This is a genomic window from Candidatus Pelagibacter sp. HIMB1506 (assembly GCF_052047935.1).
In the GTDB taxonomy this organism is placed as follows: domain Bacteria; phylum Pseudomonadota; class Alphaproteobacteria; order Pelagibacterales; family Pelagibacteraceae; genus Pelagibacter.
Genome location: NZ_JBNAIS010000001.1, coordinates 1,125,405 through 1,144,128 on the forward strand (window position 1 = coordinate 1,125,405; position 18,724 = coordinate 1,144,128).

Here is an 18,724-nt window from a genome sequence, read left to right on the forward strand (position 1 = left end):
TTAAATGTATATAACCGAAGTTAGTATTAAACGACCTGTTGTTGCTTGGGTAATGTCTTTAATTCTAATTATTTTTGGAATATTTGTTTTTGTGGAGCTACCAGTTCGAGAACTTCCAGATGGAATACAGCCTCCCGTAGTTCAAGTTCAAACAGATTATAAATCAGCATCAGCAGAAATTGTTGATGAAGAAATAACTCAAAAACTTGAAGACGTAATAGGTGGTGCAGAAGGTATTAAAAATATCGACTCTAATTCTTTGAATGGACGAAGTAGAATTAATATACAATTTAATACAGATATTGATTTAGATGATGCAGCGAATGATATTAGAGAAAGAGTTGCTCGTGTTGTTGATAATTTGCCTAGCGAGTCTAATCCACCCCAAATTCTAAAACAAGCAGCAGGTTTCACAACTACAATGTGGGTAGCACTGACATCTCCTACATGGGATGATCTTGATCTTGGAGATTATGCTGAAAGATATCTTATAGACGCTTTTTCAAGTGTTCCAAATGTTGGAAGGATCTTAGTTGGTGGACTAAGAGAGCTTAGTGTAAGAGTTTGGATAGACCCTATCAAATTAGCAGCCAATAACCTTACAATTCAAGAGGTTGAAAGAGCTTTAAGAAATGAAAATCTTAATATTCCTGCTGGTACATTAGAGGCAAATAATAAAGATTTAACTTTAAATATAGATAAGTCTTATTCAAAAATAGATACTATAAAGCAACTTCCTCTTAGAAAAAATAAAGACAAAGTAGTAATACTTTCTGATGTGGCAAATATAGAATTTGGACCTGTTTCAGAGAAAACTTTATTCAAAGCACAAAGTAAAAATGCACTCAACCTAAAAACTGTAGGAATTGGCATATATGCTAAAAGTGGTGCTTCAACTGTAGAGTTATCAAACCAAATTAAAGCCAAAATAAAAGAACTGAATAAATCACTTCCAGATGGACTAAGTTTGGAGATAGCATTTAATAGAGCAACATATATTGGTGCTGCAATCGAAGAAGTTTATAAAAGTTTAATTATTGCTTTTGTTTTAGTAGTTTTAATTATTTATCTTTTTCTTGGAAATCTTAAAGCGGTAATTGTACCAGCTGTAGCTCTTCCTGTTAGTTTAATTGGTTCATTTCTTGGATTATACATTTTTGATCTCTCAATAAATATTTTTGTATTATTAAGTTTTATTTTAGCAATAGGAATAATTACTGATGACTCTGTAATTATGACAGATGCGATTTATACTAGAATAGAAAATGGTGAAACACCACTAGTTGCTGCTTATAAAGGTTCTAAGCAAATTACTTTTGCTATTATTGCAACTACTTTAATTTTAATTGCAGTGTTCTTGCCCCTTATATTTATTAAAGGAATATCTGGAACTTTATTTAAAGAGACAGCCATAGCGCTATCATTTTCAATTGTAGTATCATCCTTTGTTGCATTAACTCTATCTCCAATGCTTGGAAGTAAATTTTTGAATAAAAAAGAAAAAGTTAATTTATTAGTTAAAAAATTTAATAATAAATTTAAATCTTTTACTGGATTTTATATTGATTCACTCAAGTACTGGATAAATAGACAAAAAACTATTTCGATATTTATAATTTTTATCGTTGCAGCATCTGCTTATCTTTTTAATTTTTCAAAAAAAGAATTGCTGCCTATGGAGGATAGAGGTTCTTATTTAATAATAGGTTCGACAGATGAAGGTAGTTCATTTGAATATACTCAAGAAAAAGCTCAGATAATTGAAGGAAGAATATTAAGATTATTGCAAGCAGAAGATAGCCCATATGAAAGACTAATCATGAGAGTTCCTGGATTTGGAAGATCCGCAACATCTTATAACACTTTTATAATAATTGCTTTACTTGATGAATGGAAAAATAGAGAAAAAAATAGTCAAACTGTATTAAGAGAAGCTATTGGACAAGTGGTTTCGGTTCCAGAAACTTTTGCATTTCCGATATCTCCACAAGGAATAAGAGTTTCAAACTACAACAAACCAGTACAGATGGTTATTTATGGGACAAGCTATGAAGAATTAGAAGATATTCAAAATAGTGTTCTAAGAGAATTAAGAAAAAATAGAAATATGTTCAGAATTGAAAGTGATTACACAAAAAACAAACCTGAAGTTAAATTAATCACAAACAAAAATCGAGCTAATGACTTAGGTGTATCTACAGAGAATATTGGTAGAACTCTTGAGACACTATATGGTGGAAAAAGAGTTACTTCATTTAGTAAAGAAGGAAGAGAATACCCAATAATCTTACAACAATATTTAGCTGATAGACGTGATCAAGACGGATTATCAAAAATATTTGTAAGATCTGAAACAACTGGAAAATTAGTTTCAATAGCTAGTCTTGTTGAATTTGAGGAAAAAGGAACTGCAGAGGCACTACCAAGATATAATCGACAAAGAGCTGTTACAATTTCAGCTGCACTATCAGAAAATTACACACTAACTGAAGCTGTTAAATATTTAGAAGATGTAATGATAAAAGTTGCGCCTCAAAACCAAATTACTTGGAAAGGAAAATCAGAAGAATTGAAAGAAACTACAAACGAAATTTATTTAATTTTTGCTTTAGCTTTGTTGACTGCTTATTTGGTAATGGCAGCAACATTTAACTCTTTTGTACACCCTTTCATAATTATTTTGACAGTTCCTTTAGCTGTATTTGGTGGTTTAGTATTTATTTTATTTTTAAATAGTTCAGTAAATATATTCTCACAAATTGCCTTAATCATTCTTATTGGTATTTCTACGAAGAATAGTATTTTGATAGTCGATTATGCCAATCAAATAAGAACGACGGGTGTTAAAATTCAAGAGGCAGTGTTGAAAGCCTGTAAGCTAAGAATTAGACCTATTATAATGACATCACTAAGTACTATGATTGCTATGATACCCTTGGTTATCGGAAATATAGGTCCTGGTGCTGGAGAAGGATCAAGATTAGCAGTTGGTGCAACTATTTTAGGTGGAATGATTATATCAACATTCTTTACTCTATATGTAACTCCTACAATGTATTTAGCATTAGCAAAAAATACTAAGAGAATTGATGCTGTAGATATAGAGCTGAAAAAACAATTAAATTAAAAAATAATATACTTACTTGTAGTTAATTTATTTTTACAATCTGATAATTGTTTTTTATAAATATTAGACTGTTTCTCAACTCTTTTAGCTAAGTTAATAACCTTGTTATTTTTTTTATAGTTTTTATAATTTCCCCACCCTTCATGGTATGCAACATATTGTCTAAAAGCATCTTTCTTTGAAACTTTTAAAATTTTCTCAGTTTTGTTTGTATACCAACCAATAAAATCAACACTATCTTTAAATCTTGTTCTTGTTGCAAATTTATTACCTGTTTCTTCTTTGTATTGTTTCCAAGTACCTTTCACCGCTTGAGAATATCCAAAAGAACTAGAGGGTCTTTTGTAAGGAATAACTTTAAATATTTTTTGTCTTGGAGGTTTTGCCAACCAATCAAAGCTGGATTCCATCTTTATGATAGCTAATTGTAAATGTACAGGTGTTCCCCACTTTGCTTCTGTTTTCTTGGCATGCTTGTACCATAAATATCTTTCATTAAATATTGAACAACCATCAGAAACATTTTTTGGTATCGAAGAACAACCACTTAAAGATAAAATAAATATAAATATATAAATACTTCTAATATTTTTCATTTTTTTTTAAAAAAAAACTTATGATAATAATTATTACAACACCAATTAAGTTTCCAAATAAATCGGAAAATTCAAAACCTCTCTCTGGAATAAATAAATGCATGATTTCTAAAATAATTGAGAGAAAAACTAAATAAATAGTTAATTTTTTAAATTGTGTTAATTTTTTAAATGTCAAGAAACCAACTGCTGAAAAAACTAAAAAAGCATAGAGATGATTTGTGGAAATTATAAAATCAGGAGTAATTTGTGGTTGTTTTTTAACATCATTGTACAAAAAATGCCCCAATATACTTCCGGGAAATAAATATAGAAAAATTAGTACAAAGTTAGATAAATAAAAAATGAGCTTATATCTTGAAAATATATTAATCATTAATGTAGTAGTTTATTTATCAAATTGATTTAAAAGATAAACAAATGAGTTATTTAATTTTAGTAAGACATGGGCAAAGTGTTTGGAATCTTGAGAAAAAATTTACAGGATGGGTTGATGTTGATTTAACAGATAATGGCAAATCTGAAGCAAAAAAAGCAGGTGAATTAATTAATAAAAACAACCTAACAATAGATCTTTATTTCTCATCTGTTCAATTAAGAGCTAAAAATACTTTAAAAATAATTCAAGGAGAATTAAAGGACAATAAAGTTCCTAGTGAGGCATGGGAATTAAACGAAAGACATTATGGTGCACTTACTGGTCTCAACAAAGACGAAATGAAGGTAAAATTAGGGGAAGATAAGGTACATCAGTTTAGAAGATCTTGGGATTTAAGACCTGATTCTCTAGACAAACAAAATCCATATCATCCATCTAATATAGAAATTTATAAAAATATTCCTGAAGATAAAATACCTAGTACAGAGTCTCTAAAAGATACTTATGAGAGAGTAATAGATTTTTACAAAAAGAAAATTGAAATCATAAATGATAAAAATATTTTAATTTCTGCACATGGAAATTCAATTAGAGCTCTTTGTAAGTACCTATTTAATTTGGATAATGATGTAATTTCAAAATTAGAAATACCAACAGGTAATCCTTTACTTATTGAAGTAAATGGAGATAAAAAAGTTTTAAGTGCTAAATATTTAGACTCTGATAGAGCCAAAGATCTTTTAGTTTTTTGAAGATTTCCAAATTAGTTAAATGATAAAAATTTTGTTTGCTTTCATATCCATGTAAATCTTTGGTATCAATCAATTTGTTCCAAATTTTAGAAATTGAAAACTTTTCATTAGTTTCATTTTTAAACAATTTTTTACTTAATATCTGACAGCCGATGTAGATATAATTTTTATCTAATTCCTTGGTAATAAGATTATTTTCTAAATTGAAATCACCCTTTAAATTTTTATCAAAACTTAAATTTTTGTTCACTAATAAAAGAATATTTTTTAATTTTTCACTAAAATAGAACTTTTCCATTTTATTAATTTCATCAAAATACTCTTTTGTCCAAACAGTATCAGGATTAAAAACTATAAAATCATCTTCATTAGAATGCTTAATTAAATTTAAAATACCGCCTCCAGTATCTAGAATTTCTTTTCCATCTTCTATAATTTCAATATCAATATCAATATCAAAATTGTTATCTTTAAAAAATTTTGGAAAATGATCTTTTAAATAAAAGGAATTTATTAAAATTTTCTTAATTCCCAAACTTTTAATCAATTTAATGCACTTTTCCAACATTGTTACATTATGTAACTTCAACAATGGTTTGGGTGTATCTAATGTTAATGGGTTTAATCTTTTTCCATATCCTGCACATAATATTAACGCTGTATTTATTTTCATAATTTAACTAATAAATTCTGGAAAATTATTTTTTAACAATAATTTTAAATCTTTAAAAATCTTATTCTGTTTTAATCTGTAATCTATCATTTCCCATGCATAAGGTATTAATTGAATATATTTTTTTTTATTATCTCTATAAGCAAGCCTTGTGAAAATTCCAATGATTTTTAAATTTCTTAGAACTGATAGTATTTCAAAGTCTTGTTTAAATTTAATTAAATTAATTTTTTTATTGGTTTTTATGTAATAATCAAAAATCTTATTTTTTAATCTGTTATTAGTTTTAAATCTAACATCATCTATCAATGACGCTAAATCATAAGCTTTATTTCCAATAAGAGCGTCTTGATTGTCAATTAAGCTAATTTGATTTTTAAAATACATTAAATTTGAAACATGAAAATCCCTATGTACAAAAGTAACGTTTTTATTATTAAGTTTAGATAATAATTTATTTATCTCATTTTTAATTTTTTTTTTTAATAAAGATTTATTTTTATTTAATTTTTTTTCAACATACCAGTCGCTAAATAGTTTTGCTTCATTATATAAAATTTTATTTTTATATAACTCAAGTTTGTAATTTTGATTTAAAAAATTTTTTATCTTTTTAGTTTTTATACTTTGTAATTTATTAAGTATGTGAATAATGTTTTTAAAAAATAAATACTTATTTTTTTTTTTATTTTTTAAAATTTTGAATAATGAAACATTCCCAAAATCCTGAATTTCAATAAAGTTTTTTTTATAATGATGGCTAATCAGATTTGGTGCAGAAATTTTATTTTTTAGTAAAATTTTATTGACTGCATCATAAATTAATAAATTTTTTTCTTTTTCTTTTTTTGCATAAACAACAATAGAGTTATTTTTTTTACTTCTATAAAATGTTCTAAATGATGCATCCCCTTTTATTTTTTGCAAATCTTTTGAATTTTTCATTCTAATATATTCTTAATCAATGCCTGTGATTTCAACACTTCTGTTATTTAGCTCATTTTCATAGTTAAATCTTAATACAATAACTTTTTCTTGAATATCTTTAACTAATTCTGGCCACTCAACAAAAGTTATTAAATTATTATCTTTTTCAAATATGTTTAGATCATTAGTATCTCTTTTATTTTTAATCCTAAATAAATCGTAATGTTTTATCTTCTTGGGACCTATTTGATATTCATTTAATAAATTAAATGTTGGACTTGAAACTTCTGTAATTCGAAAATCTGAACTTTTTTGAAATTCATTAATCAAATATTTTATAAATGTAGTTTTGCCCACACCCATTTCACCATATAAAAATATAATTTCTCCACCTTGCAAAAAATTTTTAAAACTTTTTGCTAAAACTTTTGTTGTTTCTTCTGAACTTATATCGATCTTGCTATTTTTAATAGCGATAGGCATCTGGTTTGAATGGGCCTTCTGTTCCAACACTTATGTAATCTGCTTGTTCTTTTGATAATTTTGTTAATTTAGCCCCAACTTTTTTCAAATGTAATGTTGCTACTTTTTCATCTAAGTGCTTCGGTAAAACATAAACTTTATTTTCATAATTTTTATGGTTATGCCAAAGTTCTATTTGAGCAATTACTTGATTGGTAAAAGATGCGCTCATTACGAAACTTGGGTGTCCTGTTGCACAACCTAAATTAACTAATCTTCCCTCAGCTAATAGGATAATTCTTTTTCCACTTGGTAATTCGATTTCGTGTACTTGGGGCTTAACTTCTGTCCATTTATAATTTTTCAATGCCTCAACTTGAATTTCATTATCGAAATGTCCAATATTGCACAAGATTGCTCTATCTTTCATATCTCTCATATGATCAGCTGTAACTATATCTTTATTTCCAGTTGCTGTAACAACTATGTCTGCTCTACTAATAGCTTCTTCCATTAAAACTACTTCATAACCTTCCATTGCTGCCTGAAGTGCACAAATAGGATCTGCTTCAGTAACAAGAACTCTAGCACCACTTTGTCTTAAAGATGCGGCACTCCCTTTTCCAACGTCACCAAAACCAGCGACTATAGCAATTTTACCCGACATCATAACATCAGTAGCTCTTCTGATTCCGTCAACTAAACTTTCTCTACATCCATATAAATTATCAAATTTAGATTTCGTTACAGAGTCATTAACGTTTATTGCAGGAACTAATAGAGAATTATCTTTCTCCATTTTATTTAATGCTTTAATTCCGGTTGTAGTCTCCTCAGAAACACCTTTTATATCTTTCATCAAATCTTTGTATTCATTGTGCATGATGGCAGTTAAATCTCCCCCATCATCTAATAACATGTTGGGTTTCCAATCAGGTTTTCCAACTATTGTTTGTTTAATACACCATAAATACTCTTCTTCTGTTTCACCTTTCCATGCATAAACAGGAATTCCAGCTTTCGCTATTGCTGCTGCAGCATGGTCTTGTGTAGAAAATATATTGCAAGATGACCATCTTACTTCTGCTCCAAGATCTACTAATGTCTCAATTAGTACTGCTGTTTGGATAGTCATATGGAGACATCCAATAATTCTAGCACCTTTTAAGGGCTTTTCTTTTGAATATTCTTCTCTTAATGCCATTAAACCAGGCATTTCACTTTCTGCGATAGAAATTTCTTTTCTGCCAAACTCAGCCTGAGAAATATCTTTTACTTTAAAATCATCCATAGCGAGCTTTATACATTTAAGTTCTATTTTATCAACTAAAGATTACAAACTAGGAAATTGTATTTCTATCAGTGCTCCTTGTTTATCTAGCCTATTAGATGCTTCAATTTTTCCATCATGGAGCTCGACTAAATTTTTTACAATATTAAGACCCAATCCTGAATGTTCACCAAAATTTTCTGGTCTATTACTGTAAAAACGATTAAAAATTTTTGAAGTATCTTTCTCTTTAAATCCCTGTCCTTCATCTAAAATTTCAACTGTAACTTTTTTTTCTAATCCATTTGAAACGTTTACAGTTACCTCACTACCATCGTCACTAAATGAAATAGAATTATCTAATAAATTTGCAACGATTTGTTCAATCCTATTTTCAATTCCATTAATTAGATACTCTGACTTTCCATCGTTTTGATAGTTTATACTTATATTTTTTTTGAATTTATAAATGTTATTATAATCATCAACAACAGATTGGATAATTGGTTGTATATCTAATTTTTTCATTTGCTCTTTACTAAGAGCAACTTCATCTTTCAACATTTGTGAATAATCTGTGATTAATCTTTCAATTCTTTGTACATCGTGGGTAAGAATATCTAAAAGCTTATTCTGTTGATTTATATCTTTTGTATCTTTTAAAATTTCTGATGCACTTTTTAAAGATGCTAGTGGATTTCTTATTTCATGCACTAAGTCTGTTGAGAAATTTTCTGCATGAGAAATTCGTTTTTGTAATTCATTAGTCATATCCTCCATTGAATTAGATAATAATCCTAATTCATCATTTCTATTCTTCAAATTTTCAATTCCTGTTTTGCCAGGATTTTTTTCTTTTACTCTGATTGTGTATCCAACTAAATTTTGAATTGGTTTAATAAAATATCTACTAAGTACAAAAGAAAAAATTAAAATTACAAAACCAACTGATATTGCCGTTCTAATTACAAATGCTCTTCTCTCATCTATAGCTGTCTTAATCTCATTAGCGTTCTCTGAGATAACTATAAAACCTAAATTATTTTCATCACTTTTTACATTTTTAACTGTTGTAACTTTAAATTGATTTAAATTATCTTCTGTAAAAGTATAATAATTTCCATAGTTATCTGAATTATTATACCTTTCTAATAAATCTTTAAATGAAGACTTTGTTTCATTATTTTGAGAAGAATTATTTTCTTTGTTTTCATCTTCATTAACTTCTTCACTCAAACTTTCAAATTCAATTTTATCTAATCGTGTTGAAAAAGATCGTGGATCAAGATCTAAAGTATCAGTATCACCAATTAATTCTAATTTATTGTCAAAGAAAATGACTCTGTCTAAATTTTGAAAAATAAATCTTGTAGAAAATAAAAATTTTCTAATATCATTTTCCTGAAATTTTATATTCAATCTTTTAATATTATCAGTCGTATTATTAATAATATTAATATGATCTTCAGATTTTTTTTTTAATAAACTTGGTTCAATATTTGTAAGATAAGTAAGTGTAAATAAACCAATAATTGTAAAAATTACAAAGTTTATAAAAAGAAATTTTTTAAGTATAGAAAGTGTTTTTAAGTATTTACTAAACATCAGCTAACATTCCATCTATATCCACTACCATATCTAGTTTCAATAGCTGAAAAATCAGGATCTACTTTTTTGAATTTTTTTCTTATTCTTTTGACGTGACTATCAATAGTTCTATCTTCAATATCTGTATCTTCTCTGTAAGCAATATCCATTAGTTGAGCTCTTTCTTTAATTATTCCAGGTCTTTTTGCCAATTCTTTAACAATCAAAAATTCAGTAGTTGTTAATTTATCTGGCAATTGTTTGCCATTCCACTCACACTCAAGCTGAGATGGATCAAGTTTTAATCTACCATGTGATATTAAGCTTTTATTTTCCTCTAATGTATTATTTGAGTCTTTTTTTCTTAATTGAACTCTTATTCTTTCAATCAAAACTTTAATTGAAAATCCTCCAGATTTTTTTACAAAATCATCTGCACCTAATTTTAATCCTAGCAACTCATCAATTTCATCATCTTTGGATGTTAAAAATATTACTGGTAGAGAAGTTTTTTTTCTTAATTTCTTAAGTAATTCTTCGCCGTCCATTTTTGGCATTTTAATATCAATAACTGCTAAGTCAGGTGGCATTCTAGTAAGACCGATTAATGCACTCTCTCCATCAATATATGTTTGAACTTTGAAACCCTCTTTTTCTAAGGCAATACTAAGACTAGTTAGTATGTTTCTGTCATCATCAATTAGAGCTATAGTTTGTGTTTGCATTTTTATTTTTACATATAAAAATATTAAATTGTTCTAAATTAGGCAATTGAATATAATTAGTGAAGCATTCCCCAATTATCACCAACATTTACATCAACTGTTAAAGGGGTAGAAAAGGAATGATAATCACTTTGAGTAACACTGGTCATCTCATTCTGTATTAACTTGACCATTGCCTTTTCCTCTTTTTTTGGGACTTCAAAAATAAGCTCATCGTGTATTTGAAGAAGTATTTTTGATTTCAAATTTTTTTCTTCATTTAATTTTTTGTCTAATCTGATCATTGCTAACCTCATAACTTCAGATGCTGATCCTTGAATTGGAGCATTAATTGCTGCTCTTTCTTGAAAATTTCTTACATTAAAATTTTTATCATTTATTCCATTAAAATGAGATCTTCTTCCAAATATATTGTTTACATAACCACTTTTTCTACAAAACTTAATTGTGCTATCCATATAAACTTTAATTTCAGGAAATTTAGTAAAATAAGCATTAAGAAATTCTTCTGCTTCATAATTAGAAACATTGATTTGTTTAGCCAAACCATACTGAGAAATTCCATAAATTATTCCAAAGTTTATTGCCTTAGCCTTCCTTCTGTGGTCCTGATTCACCTTTTTAATATCGACATTAAATATTTGGCTAGCAGTTAATGAGTGAATATCCTCGTTATTTTTAAAAGCTTTTTTAAGTTCTTTAACATCTGCAAGATCTGCTAAAATTCTCATCTCAATTTGATTATAATCTGCGGATATTAATAGATGATCTTTTTTAGCCTTAAACGCTTTTCTTATATCTTTTCCATCTTCAGATTTAATTGGAATATTTTGCAAATTTGGATCACTTGAGGCTAATCTGCCTGTTGTTGTTGCTGCCAATAAAAAAGATGTGTGAACCCTTTTTGTATTTGGATTAATATGCTCTGGCAAAGCGTCGGAGTAAGTATTTTTTAATTTTGAAACCTGTCTCCAATCTAATACTAATTTTGGAAATTCATGACCTTTGAAGGCTAAATCTTCTAAAACACTTGCACTTGTTGCAAAACTTCCCTTTTTTGTTTTTTTTGTCCCTGCAATCTTAAGATCATTATAAATAATTTCTCCTAATTGTTTTGGTGAAGCAATGTTAAATTCTTTCTTAGAAATCTTGAAAACTTCTTTTTCAATTTGTTTAATTTTTTTATTAAATTTAGAGGAAAGAGAATTTAAAAATTTACTATCTACTTCAACACCTTCGATTTCCATAAATGCAAGTATTTTAATTAGTGGTTTTTCAAAAATCTCATAGATATTAAATAATTTTTCAGATTTTAAACTTTTGATAAATTTTTTATATAACCTGAAAGTAACGTCTGCATCTTCTGCTGCGTAATTTTTTGCTGTTTCTAATTCTACCTCACTAAAATTTATTTCTTTTTTACCAGTACCAACAATTTCTTTAAATGAAATTGTTTTATGTCCAAGATGGATATCCGAAAGGGTGTCCATGTTATGTCTGTTCTTTCCAGCATCTAATACATAAGACATAAGCATAGTATCTTCCATTGACGAAAGTGAAATACCAAGTTTGTAGAAAACTATAAAATCAAATTTAATATTTTGACCAATTTTTTTAACACTTGGGTCCTCTAATAAATTTTTTAATTTATTGATAACGCTATCTTTATTTAAACAATCCTTAGATTTATGACCAACTGGGATGTAACAAGCTTTTCCAATTTTTGAACAAAGTGAAATTCCAACTAAATCAGCCTGATGGGGGTCCAACGAACTTGTCTCTGTATCGACAGCAACTTCCCCTGCTTCCTCAGCTTCTTCTATCCACTCATCAATTTCATTAATATCTGTAATTAGATGATAATCTTTATTGCTTATTGGTTTTTGTTTTTCAGTAGATTTTAAATTATTTTCAGATCCAGATAACTTTGGTTCCCCATAAGCTGAAATTGCAGAACTTAACAATCTATTAAATTCCATTTCTCTTAAAAATTTATAAAGTTTATCTTTATCAACCTCTTTGAGTTTAAATTCTGTTAAGTTTTTATTTACTGGAGACTTATTATCTAGAGTTACAAGTTTTTTACTAATTAAAGCTTTATCTTTATTCTCTATTAAAGTTTCTCTTCTTTTGTTCTGTTTAATTTCATGGGCAGAGTCTAATAATTTTTCTAGAGTACCATATTTATTAATTAATTCTGCGGCTGTTTTAACTCCTATTCCTGGAACACCAGGTACGTTGTCACTACTATCGCCTGCTAAAGATTGAACATCTATAACTTTAGAAGCATCAACACCAAACTTTTTAATCACATCGTCCTCTGTGATAAATTTATTTTTCATAGGGTCAAAAATTCGAACACCTTTTTTATAAAGTTGCATTAAATCTTTATCTGATGAAACGATTGTAACTTTAGCCCCTTTTTTGAGTATTTGATCAACATATGTGGCTATGAGATCGTCAGCTTCATAGTTTGGCAAATCTACAGAAGGTAAATTAAACGCTAAAACTGATTTTCTAATATACTCAAACTGAGGTGCTAGATCATCTGGGGCTTCTGATCGATTAGCTTTATAATCACTATAAATTTCATTTCTGAAAGTCTTTCTGGCAGAATCAAAAATTACAGCAAAATGTGTTGGTTTTTGTAAATTTTGATCAGATTTTGAATCCTCTAATAATTTAAACAACATGCTACAAAATCCACTTACAGCACCTGTGGGTAGTCCATCACTTTTTCTAGTCAATGGTGGTAAAGCATAATAAGCTCTAAAAATATAACCAGAGCCATCAATTAAATAAAAATGATCTGTTTTTTGAATTTTATTCATGAAGATTAACAAATATTACATTGCTAACAATTTCTGTATATAAAAAAATAAATTTAAACCTTTAAGCTAATATAGCTAGATTATTTTTTATATTTTGAGTATTATTTTACTATGGAACTTACAAAAAACTTAACACAAACAAAAATCATAAAATCTTTGTTAGCTGTGATTCTGGGTTCAATTGCTTTAACTATCTCTGCAAAAATTAAAATTCCATTTTATCCAGTCCCAATGACAATGCAGACATTTGTTGTTATATTCTTAGGTGTAAGCCTAGGTTATAAAATTGGATTAGCTTCTGTAGGTTTATATTTATTAGAGGGGATTGCGGGATTACCTGTATTTTCAAACTCTCCAGAAAAAGGAATTGGTATAGTCTATTTTACTGGCCCAACGATGGGCTATTTAATTGGTTTTTTAACTGCTTGTTATTTAGCCTCAAAAATTAATACAAAAGATAGTTTTATAATTATTCTAACTAAATTAGTTATTGCAACATCTACAATCTATATCTTGGGTTTAATATGGCTGGGTACTCTGATTGGTTGGGATAAACCGATATTTTCACTTGGTGCAAAACCATTTTTATTAGCAGAACTATTTAAAATTATTATTTTAGCTTTAGCCGCTAAACAAATAATTAAAATAAGAAATATTATCTAGGGGATCTTTTAGATAGAATTCTTTGAAGAGTTCTTCTGTGCATCTTCAATCTTCGAGCTGTTTCAGAAACATTCCTATTACATAATTCAAATACTCTATGAATATGTTCCCATTTAACTCTATCTGCTGACATTGGATTTTCTGGTGGTGCAGCCTTTTTAGCTGGATCTGCCAACAATGCTTTTTCTACATCCTCTGCATCTGCTGGTTTTGCTAAGTAATCAATTGCACCTTCTTTAATAGCTGCAACTGCAGTGGGAATATTTCCATAACCCGTGAGCATTATAATTCTACTATCATTATTAGAAGATTGAATCTCCTTAACGACCTCAAGGCCATTACCGTCTCCAAGTCTTAAGTCCACAACTGCGAAACCTGGTTTTTTACTTTTAACGGATTCAACTCCCTTTTGTACACTCTCAGCTTGAAAAACTTCAAAACCTTTTTTTTCCATAGCTCTTGCCAATCTTTCTCTAAAAGGATTGTCATCATCTACTATTAAAAGCGACTTATTTTCGAAATCGCTTAGATTTTGTAATTTGGCTTCGTTTTTCATCAGCCTTATATGGGGTCAAAATCTAATATTACAATATATGAAAATTGCGCAAATCAGCATTGAATTATTTGCTTTACATTGCCTGTGTTTACATTATATGGCTCAAATTATTAAAGTTTTATTAAAAACTTTTTTTTATTAAATTTTTTTTGGAGGCATATGAAATGCAAAAATTTAAGTCAGTTGAAGAACTTATAAATCAACTGAAACCTGAAAAGCCTGTTTATTGTATTAGGAAGAAATCCATAGAGTCTTCGGTTAAATTTTTCTTAGATAAGTTCCCTGGAAAAATTTTATATGCAGTTAAAACAAACCCACATCCCGAAGTTATTCAAACAATTTTAAACACAGGTGTAAACCAATTTGATGTTGCCTCAATTGAAGAAATTAAAGCTATAAGAAAACTTACTCAAAATGCAAAATGTTCTTATATGCATACTGTAAAAAGTAGAGAAAGTATCAAAGAGGCCTATTTTAATTATGGTGTAAAAACTTTCTCATTAGACACAAAAGAAGAGTTAATCAAAATTATTGAAAGTACAAATAATGCAAAAGATTTAGAATTATTTGTAAGAGTTGCTGTTTCAAATGAGCATGCTGAAATTGATTTATCTAAAAAATTTGGAGCACTAACATCTGAAGCTGTAGGATTACTAAGATTAGTAAAACAATATGCAAAAAAAATTGGATTAAGTTTCCATGTTGGATCGCAGTGTATGCATCCAATTTCATATGCTAAAGGTATAAATGAGATTGGAAATATAATTAAAAAAACAAAAATAATCCCTGATACAATAAATGTTGGTGGAGGATTTCCAACAATTTATCCAGATTTAATTCCACAATCATTAGATGAATACTTCAATGAAATTAAAAAAAGTTTGTCTAATTTAAAATTAGAGAAGTTGCCAGAGATAATTTGTGAACCAGGAAGAGCATTGGTTGCAGAAAGTGGTTCAACAATTGTTAAAGTTAATTTAAGAAAAAAACAAAAACTTTATATAAACGATGGAACATATGGAACCCTATTTGATGCAGGCACACCTAACATAGTTTATCCATCTAAAATGATTAAAGAAAATTCAAATAAAATAATTTCAAAAAAATTGACTGCTTTTGATTTCTTTGGTCCTACTTGCGATAGCATGGATTATATGAAAGGACCTTTTTTATTACCAAATAATATTAAAGAAAATGATTACATAGAGCTTGGTCAACTTGGAGCATATGGATTAACTTTTAGAACACAATTCAATGGTTACTATTCAGATGAAATTTATGAAGTTGAAGATAAACCAATAATGTCAATGTATGAAAAAGACGTTAACAGCGCTCATATGGTTGCTTAATGTCAGACCAAAAAAATCCAGGACATAATAGTAAAAGAGATTTTTTAAAAAATCCTGTCGAACATATAGATATTACTTCGTTTGACTCTAGAACAATTATTTCTTCAATGGAGAAAATGTCATTTGTATCTAGAGAGACTGCAAATGCAGCAAACATTTACAACGAAATGCTTAAAGATAAGGAGTGTACAATTTTTCTTACTTTAGCAGGATCAACATCTGCAGCAGGATGTATGAATATTTATAAAGATCTTGTTAAATACAATATGGTTGATGCAATTGTAGCAACAGGGGCATCAATTGTAGATATGGATTTTTTTGAAGCTCTTGGATTTAAACATTATCAGGGATCTCAATTTCAAGATGATACAGAATTAAGAGACAACTATATTGATAGAATTTACGACACATATATCGATGAAGAAGAGCTTCAAATGTGTGATAAAATTATTTGTGAAATTGCAGATACTTTAGAACCAAGAAGTTATACTTCGAGAGAGTTTATTTTAGAAATGGGAAAATATTTAAAAAAAAATTCAAAAAAGAAAGACTCTTTAATTGAAACAGCTTACGATAATAATGTTCCAATTTTTTGTCCAGCTTTCACAGATTCAAGTGCAGGTTTTGGTCTTGTAATGCATCAAGAAAAAAATCCTAAAAAACATATGACTATAGACTCAGTTAGAGAATTTAGAGAACTAACGGAAATTAAAATCAAATCAAAAGGTTCTGGTTTATTTATGATTGGTGGAGGAGTTCCTAAAAATTTTATTCAAGACACTGTTATTTGTGCTGAGCTTCTTGGTAAAAATGTAGATATGCATAAGTATGCTGTACAAATTACAGTTGCTGATAGTAGAGATGGTGCGTGTAGTAGTTCTACTTTAAAAGAAGCAAGTTCTTGGGGTAAAGTGGATATCACTAAAGAACAAATGGTATTTGCTGAAGCAACAAGTGTATTGCCATTAATAGCTAGCGATGCTTACCATAAAGGTGAGTGGAAAAATAGAGAACGAAAAAACTTCTCAAAAATATTTATATAAAATTGAAATACTTATCAAACAAACATGGTTTCTTAGGAATTGATAATACATTCAACTTCAAAGAAAAAGTAGTAGTCGTTCCATTTGGACTTGAAAAAACAGTTAGTTATGGCGGTGGAACAAAAAATGGACCAAAAGAAATTATCAAAGCTTCTCACCAAGTTGAACTATATGATGAGGAACTAAATTGTGAACCTTACAAAAAAATAGGTATCAAGACATTAAAACCATTCAAAATTGATAAAAATATCAAAGTAGCATTAAATAAAATTTCTAAAATCAATGGGGAAATTTTAGATAAAAAACTATTTCCAATGACTTTTGGTGGTGAACATTCAATTACACCAGGATGCATTGTTCCTTTTACAAAAAAATATAAAAATATTTGTCTTTTACATTTCGATGCGCACGCAGATTTACGTGAAAGTTATAATGGTGAAAAATTTTCACATGCATCAGCAATAAGAAGATGTTTAGATTATAAAAATGTATCTTTAATTTCTTTTGGAATTAGAAATATATCAGAAAGTGAGATTCCATTTTTAAAAAAAAATTCAAATAGAATAGATATCTTCTGGGCAAAAGATAAAAAGAAATGGAATTTAAATAAATTTAAAAAATTAATAAAAAATAAGACTGTTTACTTAACGTTTGATGTCGACGGATTAGATTCAAGTATTATGCCTGCTACCGGAACACCTGAACCAGGTGGATTGTTGTGGGACGAGACATTAGAGATAATTAGAATTGCAGCAAAAAATTCAAATATAGTTGGAGCTGACATTAATGAACTTTCTCCAATTAAAGGATTCAACTCCTATAATTTTCTTGTTGCTAAATTAGCTTATAAAATTTTATCTTATAAATTTTTATATTAGACTTTAATTGGCTTAAATATTTTTAATAACATTCTAAATGGTATTAACATTATTAGTGCTACTAGCAACTTAACAGCTAAATCGCCTAAGGACAAAGTTACCCAAGGAACTCCTGTTCCATAAAATGATATTGAGAAAAATAAAAAAGTATCAATAGTTGAACCAATTAATGATGAAGTTAGAGGTGCAACAAACCACTGTTTTTTTCTTAAACGATCAAATATTTGAATATCTAACAATTGGGCTGTAAGGAAAGCAACTCCAGATCCAACTGCAATTCTAATGGATATTAAATCATCGAAGTTTGTTGAAAAAAATAAAGTAAAAATAATTCCTATAAAAAAACCAAAATAAACTATTTTTCTCGCAATTATCTTTCCATAAGATCTATTTGCTAAATCAGTTATCAAAAAAGCTACAGGATAACTAAAAGCTCCATAAGTAAGAATTTCATTTAATCCATAATAATTTATTGGAAATTGAACAAGATAGTTTGAGGATAAAACAACCACACCCATCATTAAAGATAGGCTGATAAAAAATTTATTCATTAAGCAGATTTAGCTACTGGCTTTTTTTTATATGGTGATTTTAATAAAATAACTTTTTTAAGTTTTTTTAATCTTGGTGATATATTTTTATTTTTTACAGTTTTTAAGAATTCGTCAAAACTTCCTTTTTTATCAACTGATCTTACTCCTGAATTACTAACTGTTAGTTTTAAACTTCTTCCAGCAAGCTCACTTGTAAATTTTACTTTTTTTAAATTGGGTAAAAATCTTCTTTTAGTCTTATTGTTAGCATGACTAACATTATGACCCTTCATAGGAATTTTACCAGTTAGTTCGCATTTTTTTGACATAATTTCAGTGCCTATATAAGGGGAGATATTAAGGGCGTCAAGTT

Annotated in this window: 18 protein-coding genes; 6 read left to right on the forward strand and 12 right to left on the reverse strand. The window is 28.3% G+C overall.

Annotated features, from left to right (window positions below; genetic code table 11):
* The first annotated feature begins 4 nt into the window (after positions 1-4).
* Positions 5-3,127: an efflux RND transporter permease subunit gene (locus ACTTA8_RS06055; RefSeq protein ID WP_440654931.1), complete on the forward strand. Its 3,123-nt coding sequence runs from the start codon at positions 5-7 to the stop codon at positions 3,125-3,127.
* Here the strand turns inward: ACTTA8_RS06055 and ACTTA8_RS06060 are convergent.
* Both ACTTA8_RS06060 and ACTTA8_RS06065 read right to left on the reverse strand, forming a co-directional pair.
* Positions 3,124-3,723 (reverse strand): transglycosylase SLT domain-containing protein, encoded by a 600-nt coding sequence (locus ACTTA8_RS06060; protein ID WP_440654932.1) that lies wholly within the window; start codon positions 3,721-3,723, stop codon positions 3,124-3,126. The two genes, ACTTA8_RS06055 and ACTTA8_RS06060, sit on opposite strands and share 4 nt — an antisense overlap.
* Positions 3,710-4,099 carry a VanZ family protein gene (locus ACTTA8_RS06065; RefSeq protein WP_440654933.1) on the reverse strand — a complete coding sequence of 130 codons (390 nt, stop codon included), beginning with the start codon at positions 4,097-4,099 and terminating at the stop codon, positions 3,710-3,712. Before ACTTA8_RS06065 ends, ACTTA8_RS06060 begins: the two co-directional genes overlap by 14 nt.
* A gap of 44 nt (positions 4,100-4,143) precedes the next feature.
* Between ACTTA8_RS06065 and ACTTA8_RS06070 the strand changes: the two genes are divergently transcribed.
* Positions 4,144-4,854 carry a 2,3-bisphosphoglycerate-dependent phosphoglycerate mutase gene (locus ACTTA8_RS06070; RefSeq protein ID WP_440654934.1) on the forward strand — a complete coding sequence of 237 codons (711 nt, stop codon included), beginning with the start codon at positions 4,144-4,146 and terminating at the stop codon, positions 4,852-4,854.
* Here ACTTA8_RS06070 and ACTTA8_RS06075 read toward each other — a convergent pair.
* Genes ACTTA8_RS06075 through polA form a run of 7 tightly spaced genes read right to left on the reverse strand, consistent with a single transcriptional unit; the run spans position 4,808 to position 13,329 of the window.
* Positions 4,808-5,527, reverse strand: a complete 720-nt coding sequence (locus tag ACTTA8_RS06075) for a sugar phosphate nucleotidyltransferase (RefSeq protein ID WP_440654936.1) — start codon at positions 5,525-5,527, stop codon at positions 4,808-4,810. The two genes, ACTTA8_RS06070 and ACTTA8_RS06075, sit on opposite strands and share 47 nt — an antisense overlap.
* A gap of 3 nt (positions 5,528-5,530) precedes the next feature.
* On the reverse strand, positions 5,531-6,472 hold the full coding sequence (locus tag ACTTA8_RS06080) for a phosphotransferase (protein WP_440654937.1): 942 nt from the start codon (positions 6,470-6,472) through the stop codon (positions 5,531-5,533).
* Positions 6,473-6,484: 12 nt separating this feature from the next.
* The gene (gene tsaE, locus ACTTA8_RS06085; RefSeq protein ID WP_440654939.1) at positions 6,485-6,937 is read right to left on the reverse strand and encodes a tRNA (adenosine(37)-N6)-threonylcarbamoyltransferase complex ATPase subunit type 1 TsaE; all 453 of its coding nucleotides are present in this window, start codon (positions 6,935-6,937) and stop codon (positions 6,485-6,487) included.
* Positions 6,921-8,207, reverse strand: a complete 1,287-nt coding sequence (gene ahcY, locus ACTTA8_RS06090) for an adenosylhomocysteinase (protein ID WP_440633057.1) — start codon at positions 8,205-8,207, stop codon at positions 6,921-6,923. Before ahcY ends, tsaE begins: the two co-directional genes overlap by 17 nt.
* Before the next feature lie 42 nt (positions 8,208-8,249).
* The gene (locus ACTTA8_RS06095) at positions 8,250-9,791 is read right to left on the reverse strand and encodes a sensor histidine kinase (RefSeq protein ID WP_440654941.1); all 1,542 of its coding nucleotides are present in this window, start codon (positions 9,789-9,791) and stop codon (positions 8,250-8,252) included.
* Entirely contained in the window at positions 9,791-10,498 is a 708-nt protein-coding gene (locus ACTTA8_RS06100; RefSeq protein WP_440613724.1) for a response regulator transcription factor, read from the reverse strand. The genes ACTTA8_RS06095 and ACTTA8_RS06100 overlap by 1 nt, the downstream gene beginning before the upstream one ends.
* Before the next feature lie 56 nt (positions 10,499-10,554).
* On the reverse strand, positions 10,555-13,329 hold the full coding sequence (gene polA, locus ACTTA8_RS06105) for a DNA polymerase I (RefSeq protein WP_440654942.1): 2,775 nt from the start codon (positions 13,327-13,329) through the stop codon (positions 10,555-10,557).
* A gap of 111 nt (positions 13,330-13,440) precedes the next feature.
* Between polA and ACTTA8_RS06110 the strand changes: the two genes are divergently transcribed.
* Positions 13,441-13,992, forward strand: coding sequence for a biotin transporter BioY (locus tag ACTTA8_RS06110; RefSeq protein WP_440654943.1), 552 nt, complete (start codon positions 13,441-13,443; stop codon positions 13,990-13,992).
* Here the strand turns inward: ACTTA8_RS06110 and ACTTA8_RS06115 are convergent.
* Positions 13,985-14,548: an ActR/PrrA/RegA family redox response regulator transcription factor gene (locus tag ACTTA8_RS06115; RefSeq protein ID WP_440613721.1), complete on the reverse strand. Its 564-nt coding sequence runs from the start codon at positions 14,546-14,548 to the stop codon at positions 13,985-13,987. The genes ACTTA8_RS06110 and ACTTA8_RS06115 overlap by 8 nt on opposite strands.
* 164 nt (positions 14,549-14,712) lie before the next feature.
* On the opposite strand from ACTTA8_RS06115, the gene ACTTA8_RS06120 reads away from it, so the two are divergent.
* From ACTTA8_RS06120 to speB, 3 genes are read left to right on the forward strand one after another with little or no spacing between them, the layout of a single operon-like run.
* Positions 14,713-15,897 (forward strand): type III PLP-dependent enzyme, encoded by a 1,185-nt coding sequence (locus tag ACTTA8_RS06120; protein WP_440613720.1) that lies wholly within the window; start codon positions 14,713-14,715, stop codon positions 15,895-15,897.
* Positions 15,897-16,940, forward strand: a complete 1,044-nt coding sequence (locus tag ACTTA8_RS06125; protein WP_440648278.1) for a 1,9-bis(guanidino)-5-aza-nonane synthase — start codon at positions 15,897-15,899, stop codon at positions 16,938-16,940. The genes ACTTA8_RS06120 and ACTTA8_RS06125 overlap by 1 nt, the downstream gene beginning before the upstream one ends.
* Before the next feature lie 2 nt (positions 16,941-16,942).
* The gene (gene speB, locus ACTTA8_RS06130; protein ID WP_440634794.1) at positions 16,943-17,818 is read left to right on the forward strand and encodes an agmatinase; all 876 of its coding nucleotides are present in this window, start codon (positions 16,943-16,945) and stop codon (positions 17,816-17,818) included.
* On the opposite strand, the gene ACTTA8_RS06135 is transcribed toward speB, so the two are convergent.
* On the reverse strand, positions 17,815-18,369 hold the full coding sequence (locus tag ACTTA8_RS06135) for a queuosine precursor transporter (protein ID WP_440653116.1): 555 nt from the start codon (positions 18,367-18,369) through the stop codon (positions 17,815-17,817). The two genes, speB and ACTTA8_RS06135, sit on opposite strands and share 4 nt — an antisense overlap.
* On the reverse strand, positions 18,369-18,680 hold the full coding sequence (rpmB, locus tag ACTTA8_RS06140; RefSeq protein WP_075506505.1) for a 50S ribosomal protein L28: 312 nt from the start codon (positions 18,678-18,680) through the stop codon (positions 18,369-18,371). The genes ACTTA8_RS06135 and rpmB overlap by 1 nt, the downstream gene beginning before the upstream one ends.
* Positions 18,681-18,724 lie beyond the last annotated feature (44 nt).

Excerpts from the sequence above, each read along its gene's own strand:
- tsaE (WP_440654939.1), bottom strand. The coding sequence starts at position 6,937 with ATGCCTATCGCTATTAAAAATAGCAAGATCGATATAAGTTCAGAAGAA.
- ACTTA8_RS06080 (WP_440654937.1), bottom strand. The coding sequence starts at position 6,472 with ATGAAAAATTCAAAAGATTTGCAAAAAATAAAAGGGGATGCATCATTT.
- ACTTA8_RS06120 (WP_440613720.1), top strand. The coding sequence starts at position 14,713 with ATGCAAAAATTTAAGTCAGTTGAAGAACTTATAAATCAACTGAAACCT.
- ACTTA8_RS06095 (WP_440654941.1), bottom strand. The coding sequence starts at position 9,791 with ATGTTTAGTAAATACTTAAAAACACTTTCTATACTTAAAAAATTTCTT.
- ACTTA8_RS06075 (WP_440654936.1), bottom strand. The coding sequence starts at position 5,527 with ATGAAAATAAATACAGCGTTAATATTATGTGCAGGATATGGAAAAAGA.
- ACTTA8_RS06065 (WP_440654933.1), bottom strand. The coding sequence starts at position 4,099 with ATGATTAATATATTTTCAAGATATAAGCTCATTTTTTATTTATCTAAC.
- ACTTA8_RS06055 (WP_440654931.1), top strand. The coding sequence starts at position 5 with ATGTATATAACCGAAGTTAGTATTAAACGACCTGTTGTTGCTTGGGTA.
- ACTTA8_RS06135 (WP_440653116.1), bottom strand. The coding sequence starts at position 18,369 with ATGAATAAATTTTTTATCAGCCTATCTTTAATGATGGGTGTGGTTGTT.
- ahcY (WP_440633057.1), bottom strand. The coding sequence starts at position 8,207 with ATGGATGATTTTAAAGTAAAAGATATTTCTCAGGCTGAGTTTGGCAGA.
- rpmB (WP_075506505.1), bottom strand. The coding sequence starts at position 18,680 with ATGTCAAAAAAATGCGAACTAACTGGTAAAATTCCTATGAAGGGTCAT.
- ACTTA8_RS06125 (WP_440648278.1), top strand. The coding sequence starts at position 15,897 with ATGTCAGACCAAAAAAATCCAGGACATAATAGTAAAAGAGATTTTTTA.
- polA (WP_440654942.1), bottom strand. The coding sequence starts at position 13,329 with ATGAATAAAATTCAAAAAACAGATCATTTTTATTTAATTGATGGCTCT.
- ACTTA8_RS06070 (WP_440654934.1), top strand. The coding sequence starts at position 4,144 with ATGAGTTATTTAATTTTAGTAAGACATGGGCAAAGTGTTTGGAATCTT.
- ACTTA8_RS06115 (WP_440613721.1), bottom strand. The coding sequence starts at position 14,548 with ATGAAAAACGAAGCCAAATTACAAAATCTAAGCGATTTCGAAAATAAG.
- ACTTA8_RS06110 (WP_440654943.1), top strand. The coding sequence starts at position 13,441 with ATGGAACTTACAAAAAACTTAACACAAACAAAAATCATAAAATCTTTG.
- ACTTA8_RS06060 (WP_440654932.1), bottom strand. The coding sequence starts at position 3,723 with ATGAAAAATATTAGAAGTATTTATATATTTATATTTATTTTATCTTTA.
- ACTTA8_RS06100 (WP_440613724.1), bottom strand. The coding sequence starts at position 10,498 with ATGCAAACACAAACTATAGCTCTAATTGATGATGACAGAAACATACTA.